This window comes from Acinetobacter sp. YH12227, assembly GCF_013417785.1.
Lineage (GTDB): Bacteria > Pseudomonadota > Gammaproteobacteria > Pseudomonadales > Moraxellaceae > Acinetobacter > Acinetobacter gandensis.
This window is the reverse complement of record NZ_VPDH01000014.1, coordinates 1-20,541: the sequence shown is the minus strand read 5'-3', so window position 1 is coordinate 20,541 and position 20,541 is coordinate 1. Positions and strand designations below refer to the sequence as shown.

General features: G+C 35.8%; 14 protein-coding genes. 11 read left to right on the top strand and 3 right to left on the bottom strand.

Annotated features, from left to right (window positions below; translation table 11 throughout):
- Positions 1 to 83: 83 nt before the first annotated feature.
- Together FTV09_RS04780 and FTV09_RS04775 are read right to left on the bottom strand one after the other, a co-directional pair.
- The gene (locus FTV09_RS04780) at positions 84 to 6,716 is read right to left on the bottom strand and encodes a strawberry notch C-terminal domain-containing protein (protein ID WP_005028698.1); all 6,633 of its coding nucleotides are present in this window, start codon (positions 6,714 to 6,716) and stop codon (positions 84 to 86) included.
- A gap of 31 nt (positions 6,717 to 6,747) precedes the next feature.
- Positions 6,748 to 8,382 (bottom strand): hypothetical protein, encoded by a 1,635-nt coding sequence (locus FTV09_RS04775; RefSeq protein WP_180057017.1) that lies wholly within the window; start codon positions 8,380 to 8,382, stop codon positions 6,748 to 6,750.
- 1,692 nt (positions 8,383 to 10,074) lie between these two features.
- Between FTV09_RS04775 and FTV09_RS04770 the strand changes: the two genes are divergently transcribed.
- The 6 genes from FTV09_RS04770 (at position 10,075) to FTV09_RS04745 (ending at position 16,411) form a co-directional block, all read left to right on the top strand.
- A complete protein-coding gene (locus FTV09_RS04770; protein ID WP_005005780.1) occupies positions 10,075 to 10,551 on the top strand; it encodes a hypothetical protein in 477 nt (158 codons plus the stop codon).
- A 167-nt stretch (positions 10,552 to 10,718) separates the two neighbouring features.
- Entirely contained in the window at positions 10,719 to 12,509 is a 1,791-nt protein-coding gene (locus FTV09_RS04765; protein ID WP_005005779.1) for a hypothetical protein, read from the top strand.
- Entirely contained in the window at positions 12,502 to 13,104 is a 603-nt protein-coding gene (locus FTV09_RS04760; RefSeq protein ID WP_005005776.1) for a hypothetical protein, read from the top strand. The genes FTV09_RS04765 and FTV09_RS04760 overlap by 8 nt, the downstream gene beginning before the upstream one ends.
- Positions 13,105 to 13,229: 125 nt before the next feature.
- On the top strand, positions 13,230 to 14,075 hold the full coding sequence (locus FTV09_RS04755; protein WP_024160863.1) for a hypothetical protein: 846 nt from the start codon (positions 13,230 to 13,232) through the stop codon (positions 14,073 to 14,075).
- A gap of 685 nt (positions 14,076 to 14,760) precedes the next feature.
- Complete coding sequence (locus FTV09_RS04750; RefSeq protein ID WP_005005771.1) at positions 14,761 to 15,891, top strand: hypothetical protein; 1,131 nt, start codon at positions 14,761 to 14,763, stop codon at positions 15,889 to 15,891.
- 7 nt (positions 15,892 to 15,898) lie between these two features.
- The gene (locus tag FTV09_RS04745) at positions 15,899 to 16,411 is read left to right on the top strand and encodes a hypothetical protein (protein WP_005005767.1); all 513 of its coding nucleotides are present in this window, start codon (positions 15,899 to 15,901) and stop codon (positions 16,409 to 16,411) included.
- A 65-nt stretch (positions 16,412 to 16,476) separates the two neighbouring features.
- On the opposite strand, the gene FTV09_RS04740 is transcribed toward FTV09_RS04745, so the two are convergent.
- Entirely contained in the window at positions 16,477 to 17,130 is a 654-nt protein-coding gene (locus FTV09_RS04740; RefSeq protein WP_005005764.1) for a hypothetical protein, read from the bottom strand.
- A 164-nt stretch (positions 17,131 to 17,294) separates the two neighbouring features.
- Between FTV09_RS04740 and FTV09_RS04735 the strand changes: the two genes are divergently transcribed.
- From FTV09_RS04735 to FTV09_RS04715, 5 genes are read left to right on the top strand one after another with little or no spacing between them, the layout of a single operon-like run.
- Entirely contained in the window at positions 17,295 to 17,717 is a 423-nt protein-coding gene (locus FTV09_RS04735; protein WP_005005760.1) for a hypothetical protein, read from the top strand.
- A gap of 5 nt (positions 17,718 to 17,722) precedes the next feature.
- Positions 17,723 to 18,232, top strand: coding sequence for a hypothetical protein (locus FTV09_RS04730; protein ID WP_005005759.1), 510 nt, complete (start codon positions 17,723 to 17,725; stop codon positions 18,230 to 18,232).
- A gap of 9 nt (positions 18,233 to 18,241) precedes the next feature.
- Positions 18,242 to 18,730: a hypothetical protein gene (locus FTV09_RS04725; RefSeq protein ID WP_005005757.1), complete on the top strand. Its 489-nt coding sequence runs from the start codon at positions 18,242 to 18,244 to the stop codon at positions 18,728 to 18,730.
- A complete protein-coding gene (locus FTV09_RS04720) occupies positions 18,723 to 19,502 on the top strand; it encodes a M48 family metallopeptidase (protein WP_005005756.1) in 780 nt (259 codons plus the stop codon). The genes FTV09_RS04725 and FTV09_RS04720 overlap by 8 nt, the downstream gene beginning before the upstream one ends.
- A 15-nt stretch (positions 19,503 to 19,517) precedes the next feature.
- Positions 19,518 to 20,453, top strand: a complete 936-nt coding sequence (locus FTV09_RS04715) for a hypothetical protein (protein WP_005028393.1) — start codon at positions 19,518 to 19,520, stop codon at positions 20,451 to 20,453.
- Positions 20,454 to 20,541: the final 88 nt, after the last annotated feature.

The following is a 20,541-nucleotide window of genomic DNA, read 5'->3' as shown; positions in this document are numbered from 1 at the left end:
ATATGATACATGGTATATACGAACTAGACCACACGTAATTGTTATTCACGTATGGTCTGGTATATACCTTTTAAGGGAGGGTTTTAGAAAGATAATTGCTGGATTTCTTGATCGTTATCTAAGGTTTTACCCTTAGGTAACTCAGCCTTATAAGCTGGCTCTTCTGGAGGATTAAGCATACGGTTAATTTCATTTAAAAAGTAATCATTACCATCAGGAAGCTTAGATTTTAAATCCAAAAAGGCAGCTTCAATTTTGGTTGTACTGTCCAGCTCGTCAACAAAGCGTTCAACATCCTTGAGATCAAGCGCAAATCTAAACTCATTACGGCCTGGCTCAGTAAAGTGGATGTTCAACGATTCATCTGTTTTACCGCCTTTAGGATCATGGAATACGTTGGTATTCGACATAAAGCGATTGAACTGTTTTGCAACAGATTTCACCGTCACATTAAAGCAGTCTGACCCGTTGTAGTAGAACTCAATACTTGCTTTCTTGTACGGGAAATTAACCTTAGTACCCACATAGTTATTGCGGTTGAAATCAATGTTTACAGGCAATTGATTAAAGAAGTTCGCAATCTCTTTAACTTGCTTAAACGTCACTTGGTTTTCAAGAGAGCTTTCAAACAAGTCAGTTGGTGTATTTGATGGCAATAATAACGCACGGTTACGCATACCATCAGCATCGGTAAATATAACGGTTGAATGTCGTAGATCTAGTGAGCTGACAATCTTATGTGCCTTGAACATATTGCCCGTTAAGGTAATCGCTTGTCGTGTGACATCACCAGACGGCGCTTTCTCAAAATAGGTACGCGTATAACGGGAATAATTGTTTTGTTCAGTAAATAAGTTCACCAAGGGTTGACGATCCTCAACATGACGTCTATTCACATCAGCATAAGAATAAAATTCAGGATTGAAGCGTTTTAGGATAATACGTCCTTTTTCACTCACTGGAGCTACCCAATCCAAGTCTTGCTTGGCATTTTGCATGGTGTAATTGATCAGTGGAACTTTAAACGACTTCTTATCACCAGGGTAAACCAAATCAAGCTTAACCGCATTCGGTGTGATTGCACCTACACGTAACGGCGGTAGGTCTAGACGTAGCAAAGCACCTGTTTTGTGATCTGGCGTCACTTCATCATCAAAAAGACTAGGTTTTGAGATAAGGAACAATAACCCATGCGCTGAATGACCTTCTTTTTCGTTCCTTTCCATAGAACGAGCCAAGAATTTTAGATCCTGAACAATTCGATACATGCGATCAAAGTTAGAGGTCAAAATAGGATCATTGGCAAGATAAACCGCTTCAGCTACTTTTTCAAAAGCATCTGCAGAGTGATCATCAGGTTTACGAAATTGAATATCATCAATGTGTTTTACATTGGCTTCAACAACACCGAAATGATCAAATACTTCGTGTCGATAATCACGAATCACTTCACCACGCATTTGCCCATTTTTGAAAAATAACTTTTGCTTAGCAAAGCCTTCATATTTTTGGTACATCAATGCCTCAAAGTTATAGGCATAGTGTAGTAGTCCGTGTACCGTTTCATTGATGTTTTCATTGATACGTTTAAATTGACGCACCAGATAATCATCACTTTCTTTGAACATGAGTTTTAGATTGTCAGCACGTAATGGCTCAACATGTTCAATGTATTGCAGACCTTCAAAACGCACAGGTAGATCAAAGGTATTGATCTTGGCTGCTTCTGTTTCTGAAGTCACGGTAAAGAAGTTGTCCTTCACTTCAAACTCACGGACTTTTTTAGCTTTCCAGTCTAAAAAGTTGGTCTTGAGAGGGTTACGACCCAACAAGTCTAATTCACGGATCTTATCGTTATAGTCAACAACCAAGTCTTGATAAACCTGTTCTTGCTGACTAATCGGCATCAAAATCAGTTTAGATAGCAACTGGTTCACATGATAGTTTTGCGCCGTGCGATATGATGGTCCTTTTTCATCATCCGAAATATCAATATCAAGTGTGTTCGCCAAGTTTACGTTATTTTTTAAATAGTCCAACGCTACCCGGTTGCCAATGTAGTTGAGCATGTCAGGATAATCGTTTTCGTTAAACTTGGTTTCTGAGTTGGCAGAGACGTTCGCTGATAGGGTAGACAGTTTACGCATCATCATTAAGTGCATACGTGTTTCTGCTGGAATACCCGAATCTACTGTCGTCATAATCGGATGTGATTCTTCACCACGGCGACCCACACGACCGATCATCTGAATCGTATCGGTAGAGTTCTCAGGTTTTTGCAAGAAAAACAACTCACGTTGGCGCAAGTGATCCGATGGAATTGTAGGATCAGGGTTTTTGGCTGCATGTAGAGAAATACCCGTACAACCAGAGCGAGTCACAATAACAACATCGATTTCACCAGATTGGAATTTTGATTGAACCAAAATCTTACCTTGTGTCGTATTGTTCTCTTGTTTATTAACCTTCCATTTGCCGTCTCTTGTTTCCGTTAAGTGGATCTGACGGCCAGAGATTTCATCAATCTTGAAGCCAGCTTTTGTCACCTTGTTACGTAGTACGTCCAAAGGCATCAAAGGTAGGTCAGGGAACTTTTGAATCTTTTCTTTGATACGATCCAAAATGATTTTATACGGACTTACCACTGGATCGCCGTTTTCATTAAATGTCACTTCCGTACTGAGCTTCTTAACGAACGAGTTACCGTAGTTATCTTCAGCTTTCACCACATCGATGCGATCTAACATCACTTCAAGCAAGTCACGGAATTGTGGGAGTTCATCTAAAACAGAAATTTGACTTTGCAGATAGCTACCGCGCTTATATTCAAGCTTAGTCAATTCCTTTTGAATATTTTTCGCTGCTTTTTCATCGCCAGCGTCACGGTTTTCTTTGATCATGAGTTTTTGAAGCTCATTTTCAAGAAATTCAATTTCTGACGATACCGACTTGAAGTTATTAAACGCTTTTTCTTTTTCAGGCGAATCAGCGGTAACGTCTTGCGCCGTATCTGCTTTTAAAATCGCTTCCATGCGACTTTGCATCAAAATGTTGAATAGACTCTCACCCGTATTTTCCAAACCAATCACGGGCTTTCTACCCTCATGTAATGCCTGAATCACAGCATCACTTGTAGAGTCAGTTTTCAATGCCAATAGGAATTGCTTTTGGATCTGGTACATTCGAGATCCAAAGTTCATCACACTCAAACTTAAACGGTTTTTCGGATCGTCTGAATCCTGATGAAAGTCTAAATTGGCAACAGCATCATCATCATTGGCAATGTTTTCTAGCGCATCGAGGCGAATATCTTTAGAAAATTTCACCATGTCCGTCAAGATGTCAGAAAGAACATCTGAGTAATTGTGAAATTTCTTAATTTCCTCTTCAGTTGGCACAAAGGTTTGAATGGTAATGTGCGAGAGATCTTGCTCTCTACGAATCATGGCAGAGCTGTCTACCAAACCTTCAGAAATAAACTCCAAAATTGGACCATCTGCATTATCGATAACCTTTTGTAAGTCATTACGAGATACGGATCGAGGGAACAATTTATGGAAGAATTCAAGATTTTCAGGTTTCTTAATTGCCGATGCAGACTGGAAATTAATTAGATTGGTCTGATCAATAACATCTAAGAAAAATTGACTTGTAGCTGATTTCAAGGATGCTGCACGGTGCGTTTCATCCATCACCAAAACAGTGTCTTGATTAATAAAACGAGTCAATAACGCACGTTTCCGGTTTGGTCGGTTAAATTGGCTATACGTTGCCAATACCAAGTCATGTTGCGCTGGAATATCTTCAATTTCCTTAGGTAGATCTTGGCCAGTGAATAAAACCTCTTCAGTACCAAAGCGGTTAATCACAGCATCCGAGTTAAAGATAAACGGATCTTTAAAGAACTTGTCACTGTCTGTAGCAACAATATCACGCCAAATGTCGTTCAAGAGTTGCGTTGTATCTGTAAGGAAAACAGGGGGCTTTCCTCTTAACGCACTATATCGTAAACACGCAGCTGCAATACGACCTTTACCTAAACCCGTCTGGTCGCCAATAAGCACAGGTAAGTTTTGGTCAAAACGTAAAATGATATGGGCAACCGCATCGACCTGTTCACATGCAAAAGCGGACTTTAGTGCATCAAAATTGTCATATTGCAATTTCTTAGCGACATAGGCATCAACAAGAGTAGGGTAGTTACCATTATCGACTTCAGCTTGGAAATTGATACCCCCAAAACCTAATACATTTTGGATGTGTGTAGTCAATTGAGCATTTGCCTGATTAATCGCTTTAATCTGGTTTTTAGCCACTAAAGCAATTGGCTCAGATGCCATAGACATCGGTATATACTTAACTTGGTATATATTTTCCGGAGTTGGTTCTGTTGTGTTTTCAGCATTAGGAACAGGAACAATCGGCTGTAAATTTGATTGGTCAGATTCAACAGTCGGTTCTTCTTTTTGCTCAGTACCGATCGCTAATTCAGAATTTAACTTAGCAATCTCTTCAGCAGTTAAACCCGGTTCCTGTTTTACTTGCTCTACCGCTGGTTCTTCAGCTGGTGTTTGTTCAGGTGTTTCACCCTCATTGGTCGCCGTGGTATCACCTACTTGAAGATTAACGTCATCGTCAAGGTCTTCATCCAGATTTTGGTTCTCGTGCGGATTCTTTACCTCAGGCACGAAATCATTGTCATTTTCATTTTCAAACGTTGGTGTAGCTTCAGTTGGTGTAGGTACATCATCATCTGAACTGGTTGTTTGCGTACTAACTTCAACGGTTCCGAAGTCAAAAGAAACTTTATTCGGTTTTGATTTAGGTTTACGACCAAACATCGGTTTTGGTTTGACAGCTTCCTCTTGCTTAATCTCTTCTTCTTTAGCGACCACGACTTCATCAAACATAGTGACTGCAGACGTAGGCGTTACACTTGATGCAATATCTTCAAGTGGCGAAACAGGCTGTTCATCACCTAGACTGGCAAACAAATCGTCATTTTCTTTTTCAACAGGCTTAACCTCAACAACAGGTTCAACCACTGGTGCTTGTTGTGCTTGTTGCTCAACTGGAGTCGGAGTAGTTGGCTTGAAGTATAGATCCTTATTCGGATTCAAACGATTATAGATTACGTTATTAGCCCATCCCCAAAGTTCGTCATAGTCCGTAATGACTTTCAACTTATCTGGTACCACAGAAGATTGGTAAGTTTGTAGTAACGCTTGTTCGTTTTTACGATTGCCTACCACTAACATACGAACATTTTGATTAGCGCCGTTTCGTGCATATGCATTGCCGTGGATTTCTACAACCGCCTCAACTTCATAATGCTTATAGAGATAATTAAGTAAATTCTTTGATTTACGCTCAACCGTACCATCTGAAATCTGTTTATCTGAGCCAATAATGAAAACTGAACGCCCTTGATCGTTTCGTGCGTTTAGTGATTTAACCAGAATGGCATGGTCCAATTTATCCGTACTGAACCAGACGTTTTCTGATGGATCTACCAATAATGGGTTTGGATCTACGCCGTTACGCTGTTGAACCAAAATTGGTGCAACACGTTCTAGTTTATCCATAGCACCAAAAGGAGGGTTGGCAATCACATAGTCAACTTTTTGCTTAAACGTTTGCTCAAAATCAATTTGTGTAGCATCTGCAGTAACAACCGTGCATTCATAATTTTGAGTCAGTGCTTTTGTACGTTCAGCACGTTTGGGATCTAACTCAACCGCATAGACAGAAGCATTACGCTCTTGGGTTAATAAACCGATTAAAGATCCATTACCCACAGTTGGCTCGAGCACGGAAAAGTTTTGTTTTGTTCGGTTATCACCCTCAATCAATAAGCGCTGAGCCACAAGTGACATCGGGATTGGAGTCGAATATTGCTGTAACATACGAATCGTATTGTTTCGCATGGTCTTAGTCGGCATGCGATTGTATAACGCTAAACTCGTTTTAAATGAGCTCTCAGTAAAATCAAGCTCACCTAACTTTTCGACCATCACTGTTTCAAGCGCTTCTTCTGCAGTATGGATCTGTTTATCTGTTACCTTGGATACATCAACGTCAGCATTTTTGGCTTGCGTGATTAGAGCTAAAAACTTTAAAAAGTCCTGGTGATTATGGCTCTTTGTTTCATGTTCTAATTGATAGATATAGCCTCTTAAGCATTCTTTTAAATCTTTTTGCTTGGTCGCACGTAAGTACAGACTAGACGGCTGATCATTAGGACCTTCAGGTATTTGCGTACCTTGGGCATTCACGTAAAAACGGTTATGAGCTGAAGCATAGATTTTGTTGCCATCAGAGTTATAACCGAGTGGAGTTGCACTATTCAACGCAACGTTCAATCGTTGTGGCACCAATGTTTTTGCTTGGGCATTGAACAAATCATGCAATTCTTGGCGAGTCGCAAGCACACTACGGATAAATTCTTTTGGAATACCCAAAACTTCATGAAACAGTCTTGGTTTGATCGTTTCATTCAAATTGTATTGATACAAGTGACCGTCAAAGTGAGGATAAGCCTCAAACTTCATCGGTGTAAAACCAATGTTATTCAAATTTTCTTTAGATAGTTTTTTTTGAACGTCCAATAAGAGTAATTGGCTATCCGTCTGGCCAACACGCCGTACATCGAGATATACACCAGCTTGTGATAAGTCGATCCATTTAATTTTTTCGTTTAAATCATGAGTAGTCATAGCGAACCTGAAGAAGAATTATTAAATTTGATTAAAAAGTCATGTCGTTATAGACATCAGAAGTCGCAGCCTTTTCTTGGCTTTTCTTAACATCCATTTCTGGCTGTCTGACTTTCATCATTAACTCTTGTGGATCAGGTAAAAGATCGTGGTTGAAGTTCTTAGATAACGGACTATCGATTGAAGCTTTATGTTGCTGTACATGCTCTACCGTAATTTCTGAAAAGTTCAACGCATTCATACGGGTTTGAGTAAGTTCAACAGGCTCGATAAACGAGACAAAACAATTATTCGAGTTCCGTTGGTGTGGTTGAATAACAATAAACGCTTCAGCAAATTGCTGTTTTGCATGCGTCAATTTATTCATGGTCTGACGATCAACTTGACTTAAAAATTGAGGATTTAAGTCGTGCGGTTTTGGATTGCCGTAGTCATCGGTAAATTGATTCACTAGGGGAGGTGCACCAACACCACGAACACCCTCACCAGTACGTAAATCTATTTCTGGATCTACCTTGCGAAAACCAGCGTGAGGCGTTTTATTGTTGAAAAATTTCTTTAAGAACGTGTCTTTGTAAAGCGCACCTAGTTGTAGTTGTTGGCCATGATAAACCTCAGGCAGTAATTTTTGACTCACCAAGCCAGCGTAAAGACGTTTTAAATTTTGATTTTTTTCTTTGTCTACATCTTCATTGTAGAACACTTTAATTTGTCGATCGCCAAGTAATGCAAACAGGGCAATACGGGCCTGGTCCATAACATAAACGTTCTGAGCCTGTTTATCGAACTGGTCTTTTTCATGCTGGTTGGATGGTACAAAATTTGGATCAAAAGTTGCGGTGTGAAAGTCATTGCCGTTCAAAATATCTTTGATACTTTCAATCGGATCTTTAGCAACCCGATAAGACTTTTTAGTTTTATCAATACCGCCACGTTGCATCAACGGATCTGGCTTAGCGAATTGCTTAACACTTTCACGATCAGCACTGTCATAGGTTGGAATCAATGGGATTGTAGTTAATACAGAACCAGACTCATAGCGCACAACAATTTTTGAAAATGGAATGCGCTCAGGTTGGTTGTCAGTACTATTCGATAAAGATTTAACAAGAAGCTGTAAATTATTTTTAATAATAGCGTTATGAAGTGCTGGAGAATTAATTTTTACATTGGGCACTTGCATATGTGCTGCATCTTCAATGATTTGAGCTTTAACAAAGAAATCGCCGTTTTTTTGTTGATGCACATTGATAGAAGTGACTGCTTTGATTAATTGTGAATTCGGGTTGTTACTCATTACGTTGCACCACTGAGCAACATAAGTTTTATAACCGTCAAGAGATTCGTAGGGTGAGTCAACACATTTGTCAAAACAGATAATTCGACCACGGTTAGCACCGCGATTATGTGTGTCTAATGAAGTACGTTGGTTACGTCCAGAATCAAATTTTGCGTGGACTTCATCTACTGAAACATTCTTAGTATGATGCTTGTTGAGTTTATTAATGATCTTCGTGAATTCTTCAGATGAACTCATTCGTATGCGAACTGGTTCATTGGTAGACATATCAAAGCCGTATGCATACAGCTCGTCTTGTTCATCATGTTTGTAAAATTGATCTACAGTCATGACGATACGTTTAATCGTATTATCACTTTTACTCATTTCTTAAATTCCACGCTTTATATTTTTGATTGCTGGTCATTGACTCAAGCTATTTATAAAATACTACAAAACCTCATTGGTATATACTAAGGAGGCAAATAAAAAATTAAAAAATATATTAAAAAGTTTAAGAGTAAATTTTTAAAAAGAAATTTTTTGTTTATTATCTTTCTAATTAAGGGAAGTTAATTAGGGACATTTTTTATGCTTATTTTTCATGATATTACAGGATTAGTACGGAAAAACACAAATGGTACGAGCGAAAATCAAATTCATTTGAGCGCAAATTGAATTTGAATTTTTAGAAAATAAGGCGTTTTTAGCTGGTTTTTGATGTTTTTATCCACTTTCCTATTAAATTCTATCCACAAATTAAGTTCTTGTATATTAGAATGAATTTAAAAATATGAGTAAAATATTGTTCATTTTTTAGCTTTTTGCAATATTGGAAATTTGCAAACTAGCAAGTGTTGTAAGTCGCTGTTTATAATAAAATTAAATAGAATAAAAAATACTTCCAGCGCAAATTAAATTCATTTGAGCGCAAATTAAATTCAAAACGTTGCGGATAACTTCTCCAATTTCCTGAGAGCCTTGATAATAAAGACTTTCAGATTTTATGAGGAATAGCCCTTATATATGACCCAACGATCGCTATTTAGCTTGTTTTACGACAAATCAATAACTTACGCCATTAGGACGGAAGAAAGTTTACAACCCATTTATAAAAAACTTTCGCTGAGTTCAGACTATAACAGAAAATCAATGAGTTACGCCATTAGGACGGAAGAAAGTTTACATCCACTTATAAAAAACTTTCGCTCGTATTTTGACACAACTATAAATCAATAACTTACGTCATTAGGACGGAAGAAAGTTTACAACCCATTTATAAAAAACTTTCGCTGGAAGTTAGGTACAGCCAAAAAGTTATAACCTAACCTTAAAACATACTAAACATACTATCTATGATAGTTGAGCTATTGGATCTGGACAAAAAAGTAAAATCAATAACTTACGCTATTAGGACGGAAGAAAGTTTACAACCCATTTATAAAAAACTTTCGCTCGTATTTTGGCACCACTATAAATCAACAACTTACATCATTAGGACGGAAGAAAGTTTACACCCACTTATAAAAAACTTTCGCTCGAAATTTGCCAGCAATATAAATCAACAACTTACATCATTAGGACGGAAGAAAGTTTACAACCCATTTATAAAAAACTTTCGCTCGAAATTTGCCAGCACTATAAATCAACAACTTACATCATTAGGACGGAAGAAAGTTTACAACCCATTTATAAAAAAGTTTCGCTCGAAATTTGCCAGCACTATAAATCAACAACTTACATCATTAGGACGGAAGAAAGTTTACAACCCATTTATAAAAAAGTTTCGCTCGTATCTTGGCACCACTATAAAACAATAACTTACGTCATTAGGACGGAAGAAAGTTTACAAACCATTTATAAAAAAGTTTCGCTGGGTGCCTATCTTGAGCACATATTTATTTGATCAAGTATTACATTGGTTAACTTACATTGTAATTGTGAATATTACTCATATAAGGCACTGTTTTTCATAGTCTTATTTATTAAGAAATTACTGTTAAAAATGCTTTTAATCGTAGTCTAATTAACGAATTGATGCTATAATGTCTACTCAGAATGCCTATGGGAATTCGAGATATGCAATATCAATCATTTAGTCTTAGACATCAAAAAATACTCATTGACTTCAATGTGTTTAGCTCTGGCTCGTCTGATATTTTGCTAAAAGGTGTTTTATCTGCCGAATTGCTTATTCTAGTTGATAATTTAAATGCATTTTATTCTGCAGAAGACGGTAGATACGTTGTATCAGCTGAAAAAGTTAACCACGTTACAGGTCTAGATTTTAATAAGAAAACTATCAACCAGATCATGCGTGAAGCTTGTGATTTATCATTTATGATTGATACAGATGCGAAGCAAGCTGCAGCACCTATGATTGACGAAATTCAAATCTTATCAAGTGGCGATATTACTTTTAAACTCACTAAAAGCTTTGATTTTTTTAGAAATTCTCTTAGTTTTAAAAGCATATATGAGAAGCTACCATACAGGTTCACTACTTCTAAACTAGAGTTACCGCAGATCGGTCAACAAATAATGTTAATTGCGTAATTAAGCCTCTGACGAGGCTTTTTTATTGTCTAAAATTTAGTTAGTATATACACAGCTTTAAAGCGAAAAGACTACAACGTTAGTTGGGTTGCAAATATATTTTTATTTTTATTTTTTAATTCAATCTCAGGCAATGTACGTTGTACGTTGTCTAAAGTGGAGCAGTTATGCAAGATTCTTCACAAGTCTGCATAAGTAAAGGAATTTCAGAAGATGAAATTTTTGGACTATCGCAGTCAATCAAAGACTCAATTATTAATGCCGAAACAAAAACCATGGATCTCTTGGGTTACGGCAACAAAATCAGTAATTTCATAGTCGAATGTTATCTAGATATTCCAGTTGTTGATCAATTCATTTTTTACTTAATGTTGGTGAATGCCAAAAATAAGTATGCACATCAGCTGCAGCGCGTTATCGCTGAAAAACCTGAATTATCCCAAATTGAAGCATTACAACTAGCGAACAACTTTGTTCTGAATTTTGAATACATCCGTCAAATTCTTTTATTCAAAAATAAAGCTAATTACCTTAGCAATGGCCGTATCAAATCTTTGGCATGGAATACGCTAAATAGTGTTGGTAAAGTGATGCTACCAATGAGCTCTTTACGCCAAATGGACAGCGAACCATTTTCAAGAAATGACGTAGACAGCGTAACTCATAAAAGAATGTTTGCCAGTACGGGCTATTTTGAATTAGATAACAATGCGTTTATTTGCTATCAGCTTGAAGAAACGTTGATTGCCAATCTATCTGAATTAGATTTTGATAAAAAGGGGCGCTACACAGTTCTCGACACTTTAACGGTTCTTGGATTTAAGGACCGTTTTGATCTTTATATGTATAACTTGATGAAGATCAATGAGTTTCGTGGCGAAGTGGTTATTCCTTACATTGACTTCAAAGCATTAACCGAGTTTTCAGTAGAATTTAAATACAAAGCAAGTGATTTTTACCGTAAACGACTTCTTGTTTCATTAGAAAGACTGAATAACAATCCATCTATTGAATTATTTATTTCTGTTAAGTATGAACCATGCAATAAGCGTACACCAGATCGTGACAATTTTTGCAATTATCGTTTTCAGATTCAGTTGAAGTCCAACTATCGTAAAGCGCTTAATACATTAAATGAAATGTGTGCAAAGGTTCAGGATGAACAGGGCAATGAGCTTAAAATCAGTAATGCGCTCTTCACTTCAGCAATTCGATTGAATAATGGTGAACCTGAAAAAGTAATAGAACTTGTTAAGGATCGTTTAGCTGCTTATACAACTAAGAATGGACCATCATATTTAGCTAAAAATCTTAATTTGGTTGCGTCTTATGTTACGCGAGCTCTAGAAGATCTATATAAAAGTAATCACTTCTTTGAAAGATTCCTAAACGATATGAAGCAAGCAGATAATTTACTTTATCTGAGAAATCGTGATAAGAAAGTTGAGATCGAAAACAAAAGTGCATCTACTTTCTCAAGCGAATTCATTAATATTCGCGACAAAGTTGATGTTACCACTTGTGAAATTCTTACAAACGCTGAGTACATTTCAAAGAAAACGGAAGCTACTGTAATTATTGATTATGCTTTCATACGTAATTCTATTTTTATTACACATCCTCATTTGCGCCACCAGCGAAATGCAGACGAGAAAAAATACATAGATCTCGTGTGTGAAAGCACAAAGCTTTGCCAAATATTCTTTGGTACGGGTAATGAAAATAAAAAAACGTTAACTCAAAACTATTTAACAGAACTCCTGTTTGAACATTTTTTTGATGATAATTTCCACTTGAACTCAGATGTATTAAAGAATCTTCTAAAAAAAGATAAGGACTATTGGGTACAAGAAAAGCAAAAGACATTTATGCGGTTGTGGAAACTTGCAAATGAGTTCAGTTTAAAAGCTATTAGTCCAGCGAACTACAACGGTAAAGAGAGTTCAGACAATGAATAATAAACTTTATTTATGTGCAATTTTTACGGCTACTATATTGAGTAGTAGTGCAAATGCCGATTTTAGTGATTGGTATAAAAAAGCAACTTCAAATGAAGATTCAACTCAGCAAGTGCCAGCTCAACAACAGCAAGCACCTGGTCAAATTCAACAGCAAGCACCAGTTCAGGTTCAGCAACAGCCGATACAGCAAAGACAATATAATTCTAATCGGAACACCACAGCTACGCGTTACCAAAACAATAATGCAAATGTCACTGGTGATTCTGGCCTTGAAGCACGAATGAATAACTTGAATTCGACCATTGAGAATCTAAACAAGTCATCAAAAAGTGGTGACAACCTCACGAATAACTATCTAAATATTGTTCAATTCATAGTGATAAACGAAGAAACACGTAAATTGGATGGTAAAGACAATACATCACTGATCAATAACATGTTGGCTGGTATTGTGAGTTGTCAGAATAAATACAAAGTCGATGTTATACAAAAAGTGAATAATCAACTCCCAAGAGATGTTGCTAACACCGTACAACGGTATTTAAGCCAGAATGGACGCTCTATTGGTGCAAACGGCAACTGTTTATACTAATTAAACCCCCTTTTAAAACCGTCCTTAAAAGGCGGTTTTTTTTATTCTTAAAACATACCTATTTATTTTAAAACCACATTCTATATACTACTAACAGTTTAATGAATATTAATGTGGGTTTTATCATGATCAGTTCTAAAACAATATATGAACTATATCAATTGCTGAATCAATCCGAAGTACAAGAATTAAAATCATCTATAACTGAGACTTTTGGTGCAGATGTGGAAAGTGAAGTTGATAAAAGCCCGGTCTTACAGCAAAAGATCAATTATTTTATTTATCAATATATACATCTCAAGCATCCAGAAAGAACAGACAAGATCTTATTCGATGCAAATGAGTCGGCTCACGAGGTTGTAAAAACAGAACACCTTAAAAGTGAGCCAGTACCCTTATTAAAAGATTTTGTATCAAACAGCAGCAATAAAAGTTTAGCACCTGAAGAACAAAAAGATGTAATTGCAGTCACTTTACCAGCCGAATTATCTGACATTCCTGTTGAACCAACAAATCAAAACCATACAGGAAATAATGAAGTAAAACATGACTATAACATTATCCTTGATGGTCGAACTAAGCTAAATATATTGCTCGAAAGATATTTAAGTGGTGTTGATGATGTGGCTCGTGAAATCATTGTGAAGTGCTTTCTTGTTATCTCTATATTTGTAGCACTGATCTCTCTTGTTATGGTTCTTCTGAATACGACCAATATTAACCAGATCCAAGAAATGTATGATATTGGCCATAAAACATTCCTATTCCAATATGCTGAAGTCTGCAATGTAAATGTTGAAGTTGCAAAAGCGAATCCATGTGTTATCTCAGAAATCAATAAACGTATTTCTGAACTATCAAATAGCAGATTTTGGAACACGTTCGGGGTGGTGCTTTTCTCACTTTTATCGTGCTTTTTCTTCTACCATATCTCTACTTACCGTGATTCTAAAGATAAGCACAACGGCTAGTCTTAAAAGGAGGGTAGGGTGTTTTAAAATGGTCTTAAAAGGCCATTTTTTTATTTTAATAACAAAGTTTTATAGTTGATAAAAGGTATTCTAAAAGTATAATAGATACACTCTTAAAACTGGAATGCGTTGTGCTTTTTAAAATTCCAAAAACGGGTGAGATTGATTCAAGTGAACAATCGATGACAGGCCTGGTACTCAAATCGGCATACAACTTAGTTGCCATTTTCAATATTTGCTACATCTTTGTAGTTGTATTCTTTGTGTTTGAAATGTTTTTAAATACAACGATATACAAGATTAAATATCTACCAGAAACCCTCAATACTCCATCATATATATTGCAAATCATCATATTCATTTTATGTTTTTCTTCACTTCTGTATGCGATAAACAAAATGTTTGATGAAAAGTATATCCCTACACGCAAAGAAATCTATCTATTCCTTATCTCTTTTACTATCAATAGTTTATCAATGTTTAATTTTTTAGCTACCAAATAACACTGTAATACCAAGTTCCCACCGTAGCCTAAGCAAAAGTTACCTGTTTTTTTGGGTTTTAAAAGCAGTGAACAAGGGCAGAATTAAAACACAAAAAAATAAAATTAATAGTTTTAAAAAATATTTTTTAAAACTAAATCAGTGATAATATGTAACCAACGTTAAGTTTAAGAAAGTATATTATGTCTGATATTCGCAGCATCTATTTTTACGGTAATAATAAAAGCATCAAATTGGGTAAAAACCCAATCTTAAATACTGTCTTTGAAATTTTTCCAGCCACTAAAACCCCTTTAAAGCGGATTCTTAATCATAACCACCAGTGGGTTAGTAATTGCGCTTTTTACGTGCCTAACGATGTGAAAAGTGAATGGGTTAAAACGGTAACACTTTCAATTTTGACAATCTCAATTATGGCTTCCTTCCGTAATGCAATTGCACAGCAAAAAGGGTTGTCACCAAACGATGAAGCACTTGATGAAGAGGTAGAGAACCTTGTGCCAGATTCGTTATTCAATTCTGCTATTGAATTATCGGATCTTAAAAAAAGTTTATTAGAAGTTCTGCCAAATTTAATGAGCGAATACCTTGCACAAAACTTTGGTGAATACGAAAGCATTATTACAAACGGTGTAGCTAAGCTTTTTATTGATAACCATGAATTTTTGGATAAGCAACTTGATTCTGATGCTGGAACAGATAATCAGATTTCAATGTTAAATTTTACTGACAATGCAGATGAATTATTTCACACAACAAACTATATTTTAGTCCGTATTGCTGATTCAAATGAAAACTTGAAAATCAACTTTACTAACAGCAAACCACATGCAGAACACTTAGGCCGAATTCTGCATACATTGTTGGGGGATGAAAGTTTTGAGATCTCAAAAGGTTCAATTGAGATACCTAATGACGAAGATGGCCAAGAAATTTTCATCTTTGAAAAAGAAACGAACTTTATTGATTTTTACAATTCATTATTGCTGGAAGTTAGTTTTTTTCTAGATCATGCAACAGTCTTAGAGCATATAGAAAAGTATGCACCAATTAACCAAACACTAAGCAGTTTGAGTGAGAATTTAGAAAAGAATATTAACTTTGTCATTTCTTCATTCAAAGAAACTCGCGATCTATCTGCATATTTAGAAAGCCGTGCTCAAATCATAGGGTTAATTCATGAAGCTGCACAAATCGCCAGCATTGAAATACAGCCAGTTGCTCAGGCTAAGGACCTTAAATCGTTAATTGAATCGCATCACCTGGTTACTTTTAATGATAAAGACACCTTTAAACAATTTAATTTATTTTGAGGTGAATATGAAATTTGTTATTAAAAATGGCATTGGTACACGTAAAGTCGAAGTGGATCTCGCATTAGATATACCATTGGTGCTACAAAAATCCATTTCTGTAATTGAGTATGAAGATTTCTTTAAATATTTTAGTGAGCAACATTTTCACATTTGCAAATTTAGAACGTTGAACTTTAAAGATAATAGCGTAGAGGGAAGTAGTAAGGAATTAAATCGCTTTATCTGGCTTGCTATGGCACATCAAGCTTATATGGAGCGTAAAGCTTTACTACCAAGTAAATATATTGCGGATCTAGAAGCTTCAATTTCAAGCATGTTTAATTTAGAGAGCGAATCGCGAGAATGGTACCGAGCTATTCACAAAGCCATAGATGCTTACCTTAAATCACAATTTCCTGAAGCAATAGAGTTTTTACCTTCCAACATTGCACCACTGGATGAAGTGACTAAAATTCTTATGCAAGAAGTACAGCCAGTGATACCAGTTGCAGACGAGCCAGCGAAGCTTTATAGCTGATTCTAGAAATAATTAAGACATAAAAAAACCATCTAAAAATTAGATGGTTTTTTTTGTTTGTGTTTTTATAATTTTGCGAATACTTCAGGATTGTCATTCATAAACTGTTCAATGAAATCATTGTCTAATTCGACATGTTTTGGAAGCTTCTCATGTTCACGAACAATGGATTTTATAGATTCAATATTTTGCTGATTGAAAACAGGTGTTGTACGGCTCTTATAGCCAGTATCAGCCATCGCATAGCGATCATCAAACATACCTGAAGAGGTATTAGAATCGACTTCTGAGTCGCTTATAGATAGTGTTAAGTTGCGGTCTTCAGCTAACTTTAAAATGAATTCGTCAGAGATAAAGTTACGTAGCTCATGCAGCATAGATTCAACTTTATTGTGTTTAAAAAGCACCTTTGCAATTGAACGACAAGATAAGAAACCTTTTGTGATGTTTAGATCTAGTAATTTTTGAGGAATGATTGGATCGCTTTTCTTGTTGCTATTCGCGATCTGTTCAACTTCTTCATCAGTCATAGAAGCTATAATGTTTTTAAAGAAATTGCCATATTGAAACTTTTCAATTTTCTCCAGCATTGTCACTTGTTCTGTATCTAATAAGCAAAAAGAAATAGGTTTAAGCTTGCGTTGGTCGGTTTTGCTTAAACTGCCATTTTGGTTTAAGCGGTTCTCTTTGGTTTTAGCGTTAGTTTTAGAGTTAGTCATTTTAAACACCTTTCAATATGTTTTAAACTTTGGTTAATACCAATAATCATATTATAAGTGGTTTTAGCTAAAATACAAAAAATGAACATTTTGTTTTTTTAAAAAAATCTTTTAAATGTTTTTCGTATATACTATAAGAATATCTATCTTAAAAGGTATAACTCGTGATTAAAACTGATACAGGCGATACGGTTGGAGGGGGTTTAACGAATCCTCAGGATGAAGTTCTAGCATTGTTAGAAGAGTGCTTAAACTCTGAACAATATACAGCTCGTATTACTTATATTTGTGAAGATGGCGGTCAATTAGTAGGTAAAAAGGCAGCTTTAAAGATTTTAAAGGAACAAGAGGACAATGGTTTAATGCTGGTTCCAATACCAGTCTTAGGAAAACAACTAAGAGTCTGGAGTGGTTTAAGTAAAACCAAAATGTCTAGTCACACAGGATTGTACAACAATATACAGTGGTCAAAGTTTGAAAGTGGCGAAAAGTTAATAACAAAGCAAGCGTGGACATTACTTCAACTTAGACTTGGGGTTCATCCAAAATACAAATTGGTTTTAAAAAATGAATTAGATGTCGAGTGAATTATATGTTAGTGAAATTAGCCCTTAGTGGTCATGCTTCTCCAGAAGCTTTAAGTAAATTTGAACGTATCAAAGCGTATGTGCCAGATAGCGCACCTGTTTTGGTCACATACTTTAATAAACAAGTTTTATTAAGTGATCTACTGGTTAATTTTTCTAATTTTTTACCATCGCTCGAAATCACAAAAGATAAAGACATGCTGGTTACGATTAGAGGAAATGAAACACCTTTAGTCGAATTTATTGTCAATTTAAAACTATACAGCATGAAATTAGGCAAACTTTTCTTTGAATTTGAGAATCAATTTAAAGAAAAAGAGCAAGACTTTAAGGGCTTTATTAAACGTCACAAACTTAAAGGTTTTGATCATGCCAATTTTGTTAATTACGTGAAACTAGGTGCATATGATAGTGCTTTAGACATTATCAAACACCAGTACGAAAGCGTTAAAAAAACATTCTTTGTACTGTTTAAAGATCGTTTCACCCTATTAGAAAGCAAGGGTTTTATTTAAGGATATTCTATGGAAATGTTAGATCCATCAAACACAAACCCTGGGCTCTTTTTAGTCATAATGGCTACGGCAATTGGTACCATACTTTTTGGTTTTTTAATTGTCGCTTTAATTGCACGATATAAGTTCAAGATTAGAGTTACGGTATCTAGTTTTATAGCTGCAGTTACTTTATCTGTATTTAGCTTTATATGCTTTGGTTCACTTGGTCCGATGGAACCTAAATACAGTACTTCAGTTGTTCAGCTTTATGCGTTGGGCTTACTGGCTGGTACTTTAATATTAAATATAGTTCTTCTGAAATTATTCAGCCCTAAAACTATTGAACAGTTAGCTTTGAAAGGTTTTAATAAGTCAGAAAATGAACAAAAAGAGCATTACAAAAACATCTTAAAAGAGTTTAAATGTATTACTGATTTGGAAGATAAAAACAAGCTTAATAAGCGCAGTTTTAACTTGTTAAATGTTTTTAAACATAAAGGAAAACAAAATGTTTGATTTTAAGATGAAATCTTTGTGTGTTTTGGCTGTTGCCGGATCTCTTTTAACTGGTTGCGTATCTAGTACTATTGATGGAATGGGTTCTAAACGCAAACAAATCATGTTGTATTCTGAAAAAGAATATCTTCAGCAAAGTACTCAGTCTTACAACAACATCATCACGACTGCTAAACAGCGTGGATTGATTGTGAATAACGCTCAAGTAAATAGAGTAGCAAAACGTCTTATCGCACAAGTTCCACATTATCGAGCTGACGCAGCAAATTGGAATTGGGAAGTTAATACAATCCGAGATAATGAAATCAACGCGTTTTGTCTATCTGGAGGCAAGATCGGTGTGTTGACTGGTTCTATCACAAAAATTAATGCAACTGATGATGAATTGGCTGCACTGATCGGCCACGAAATTGCACATGCTTTACGTGATCATGGGCGTGAAAAGGTAAGTAAAAAGCTTTTAACTGGTTTAGGTGTGCTTGCAGCTAGTTCGGCTGGTCTTGGTGACATGGTTGTATCTGGCACAAGTTTACTAGGCGATTATGGGGTTAACTTACCTGGTTCGCGCAAACTTGAAAGTGAAGCGGATCTTCTAGGTGTTGATATTATGGTTCGTGCTGGTTACAACCCACAGGGCGCAGTCAGCTTTTGGAATAAAGTAGTAGCCCAAGAAAAACAGGGCACTAAAATTGATTTCTTATCAACGCATCCTACTTCAGAAAAAAGAATTGTAGCGATCCAAGAATACATCAACCAAAATTACAGGAAATAATATAAGGAGCTGGTTATGGATATTTACACAGTTATCCGAGTGAGCAAAAAGTTGTTTGACCACGGTTATGTTGTAATACCAGAACACAAAGTAGATTTTAAATCGGCTTTACTGCTCTTAAATGAACAAACCGTTGATGATCGATTTCTAATATCTAAAGATATAGTAGGTGCTGAAATCAGAGGGAATTTTGCCTTAATTGAAAAGGAGGGGAAGTTTCAATTGTTTACCAAAGGAATAGATTACTTTTGTTTGAATGTTGAGCCTGAAAAATCCAGTACTGATCCTAAACCTGAAAAAGAGGTAAAAAAGAGTAAAGTAGTTCTCAAAAACCGTTATTTATATAAAAGTGGCGTGAAGAAGATAGGGGAGCTGGACACGTACAAGAAAAGAAGCGTCAAGATTACGAATGTAGGAAAACCATTTGTACTAAAACAAAAATTGCATGACGTTCCAGATTGGCTTTTTGAAAAGCTAAAAGACCAAGATGTATGTTGGATCTATTTTGAATATGCTGAAGAACAATTATCAGAGGCACCAATAGAAACTGCACCAATCAATTTAAAAAGTGACATTGAAAGTTGTGTTAAATACTTTAAGTTACATGGTGAAAAAACAAGAAAAAAACCAATTATCAATGCTGAAGCACCAGGTAACGTAAACCTATTCAGATATTGTGATTTACGGCGCATTGATCAGGAATTAAAAGTCTTATTTGTTTGTAGTGAAAACTATCTTTGGTTACTGGAACAAAATAGACAAGATCCACTACCTAACATCAAATTAAACAATATTAGTTTTGGCGGTTGGATCATTCCCAAGACGACAAACCAAGATATGTTGAATAAGCTAATAATGTTAGATAAAGAATTAAAAACGAATCCAGATGCTTATCTTCTAAGTGTACGAGAGAGAGATGGATCCGTAAATTTGAACAACTCCTATAAGTGATATTCTGCTCCTCAAATGATGTTATAAACATCAATATATGGAGTATTTTATGGCACGTAGACCAAGAAGAAATCATTCAAATGATTTT

Coding starts and splice junctions, on each gene's coding strand:
- FTV09_RS04780 (WP_005028698.1), bottom strand. CDS start 6,716: ATGACTACTCATGATTTAAACGAAAAAATTAAATGGATCGACTTATCA.
- FTV09_RS04740 (WP_005005764.1), bottom strand. CDS start 17,130: ATGACTAACTCTAAAACTAACGCTAAAACCAAAGAGAACCGCTTAAAC.
- FTV09_RS04745 (WP_005005767.1), top strand. CDS start 15,899: ATGAAATTTGTTATTAAAAATGGCATTGGTACACGTAAAGTCGAAGTG.
- FTV09_RS04775 (WP_180057017.1), bottom strand. CDS start 8,382: ATGAGTAAAAGTGATAATACGATTAAACGTATCGTCATGACTGTAGAT.
- FTV09_RS04715 (WP_005028393.1), top strand. CDS start 19,518: ATGGATATTTACACAGTTATCCGAGTGAGCAAAAAGTTGTTTGACCAC.
- FTV09_RS04755 (WP_024160863.1), top strand. CDS start 13,230: ATGATCAGTTCTAAAACAATATATGAACTATATCAATTGCTGAATCAA.
- FTV09_RS04750 (WP_005005771.1), top strand. CDS start 14,761: ATGTCTGATATTCGCAGCATCTATTTTTACGGTAATAATAAAAGCATC.
- FTV09_RS04730 (WP_005005759.1), top strand. CDS start 17,723: ATGTTAGTGAAATTAGCCCTTAGTGGTCATGCTTCTCCAGAAGCTTTA.
- FTV09_RS04765 (WP_005005779.1), top strand. CDS start 10,719: ATGCAAGATTCTTCACAAGTCTGCATAAGTAAAGGAATTTCAGAAGAT.
- FTV09_RS04770 (WP_005005780.1), top strand. CDS start 10,075: ATGCAATATCAATCATTTAGTCTTAGACATCAAAAAATACTCATTGAC.
- FTV09_RS04760 (WP_005005776.1), top strand. CDS start 12,502: ATGAATAATAAACTTTATTTATGTGCAATTTTTACGGCTACTATATTG.
- FTV09_RS04725 (WP_005005757.1), top strand. CDS start 18,242: ATGGAAATGTTAGATCCATCAAACACAAACCCTGGGCTCTTTTTAGTC.
- FTV09_RS04720 (WP_005005756.1), top strand. CDS start 18,723: ATGTTTGATTTTAAGATGAAATCTTTGTGTGTTTTGGCTGTTGCCGGA.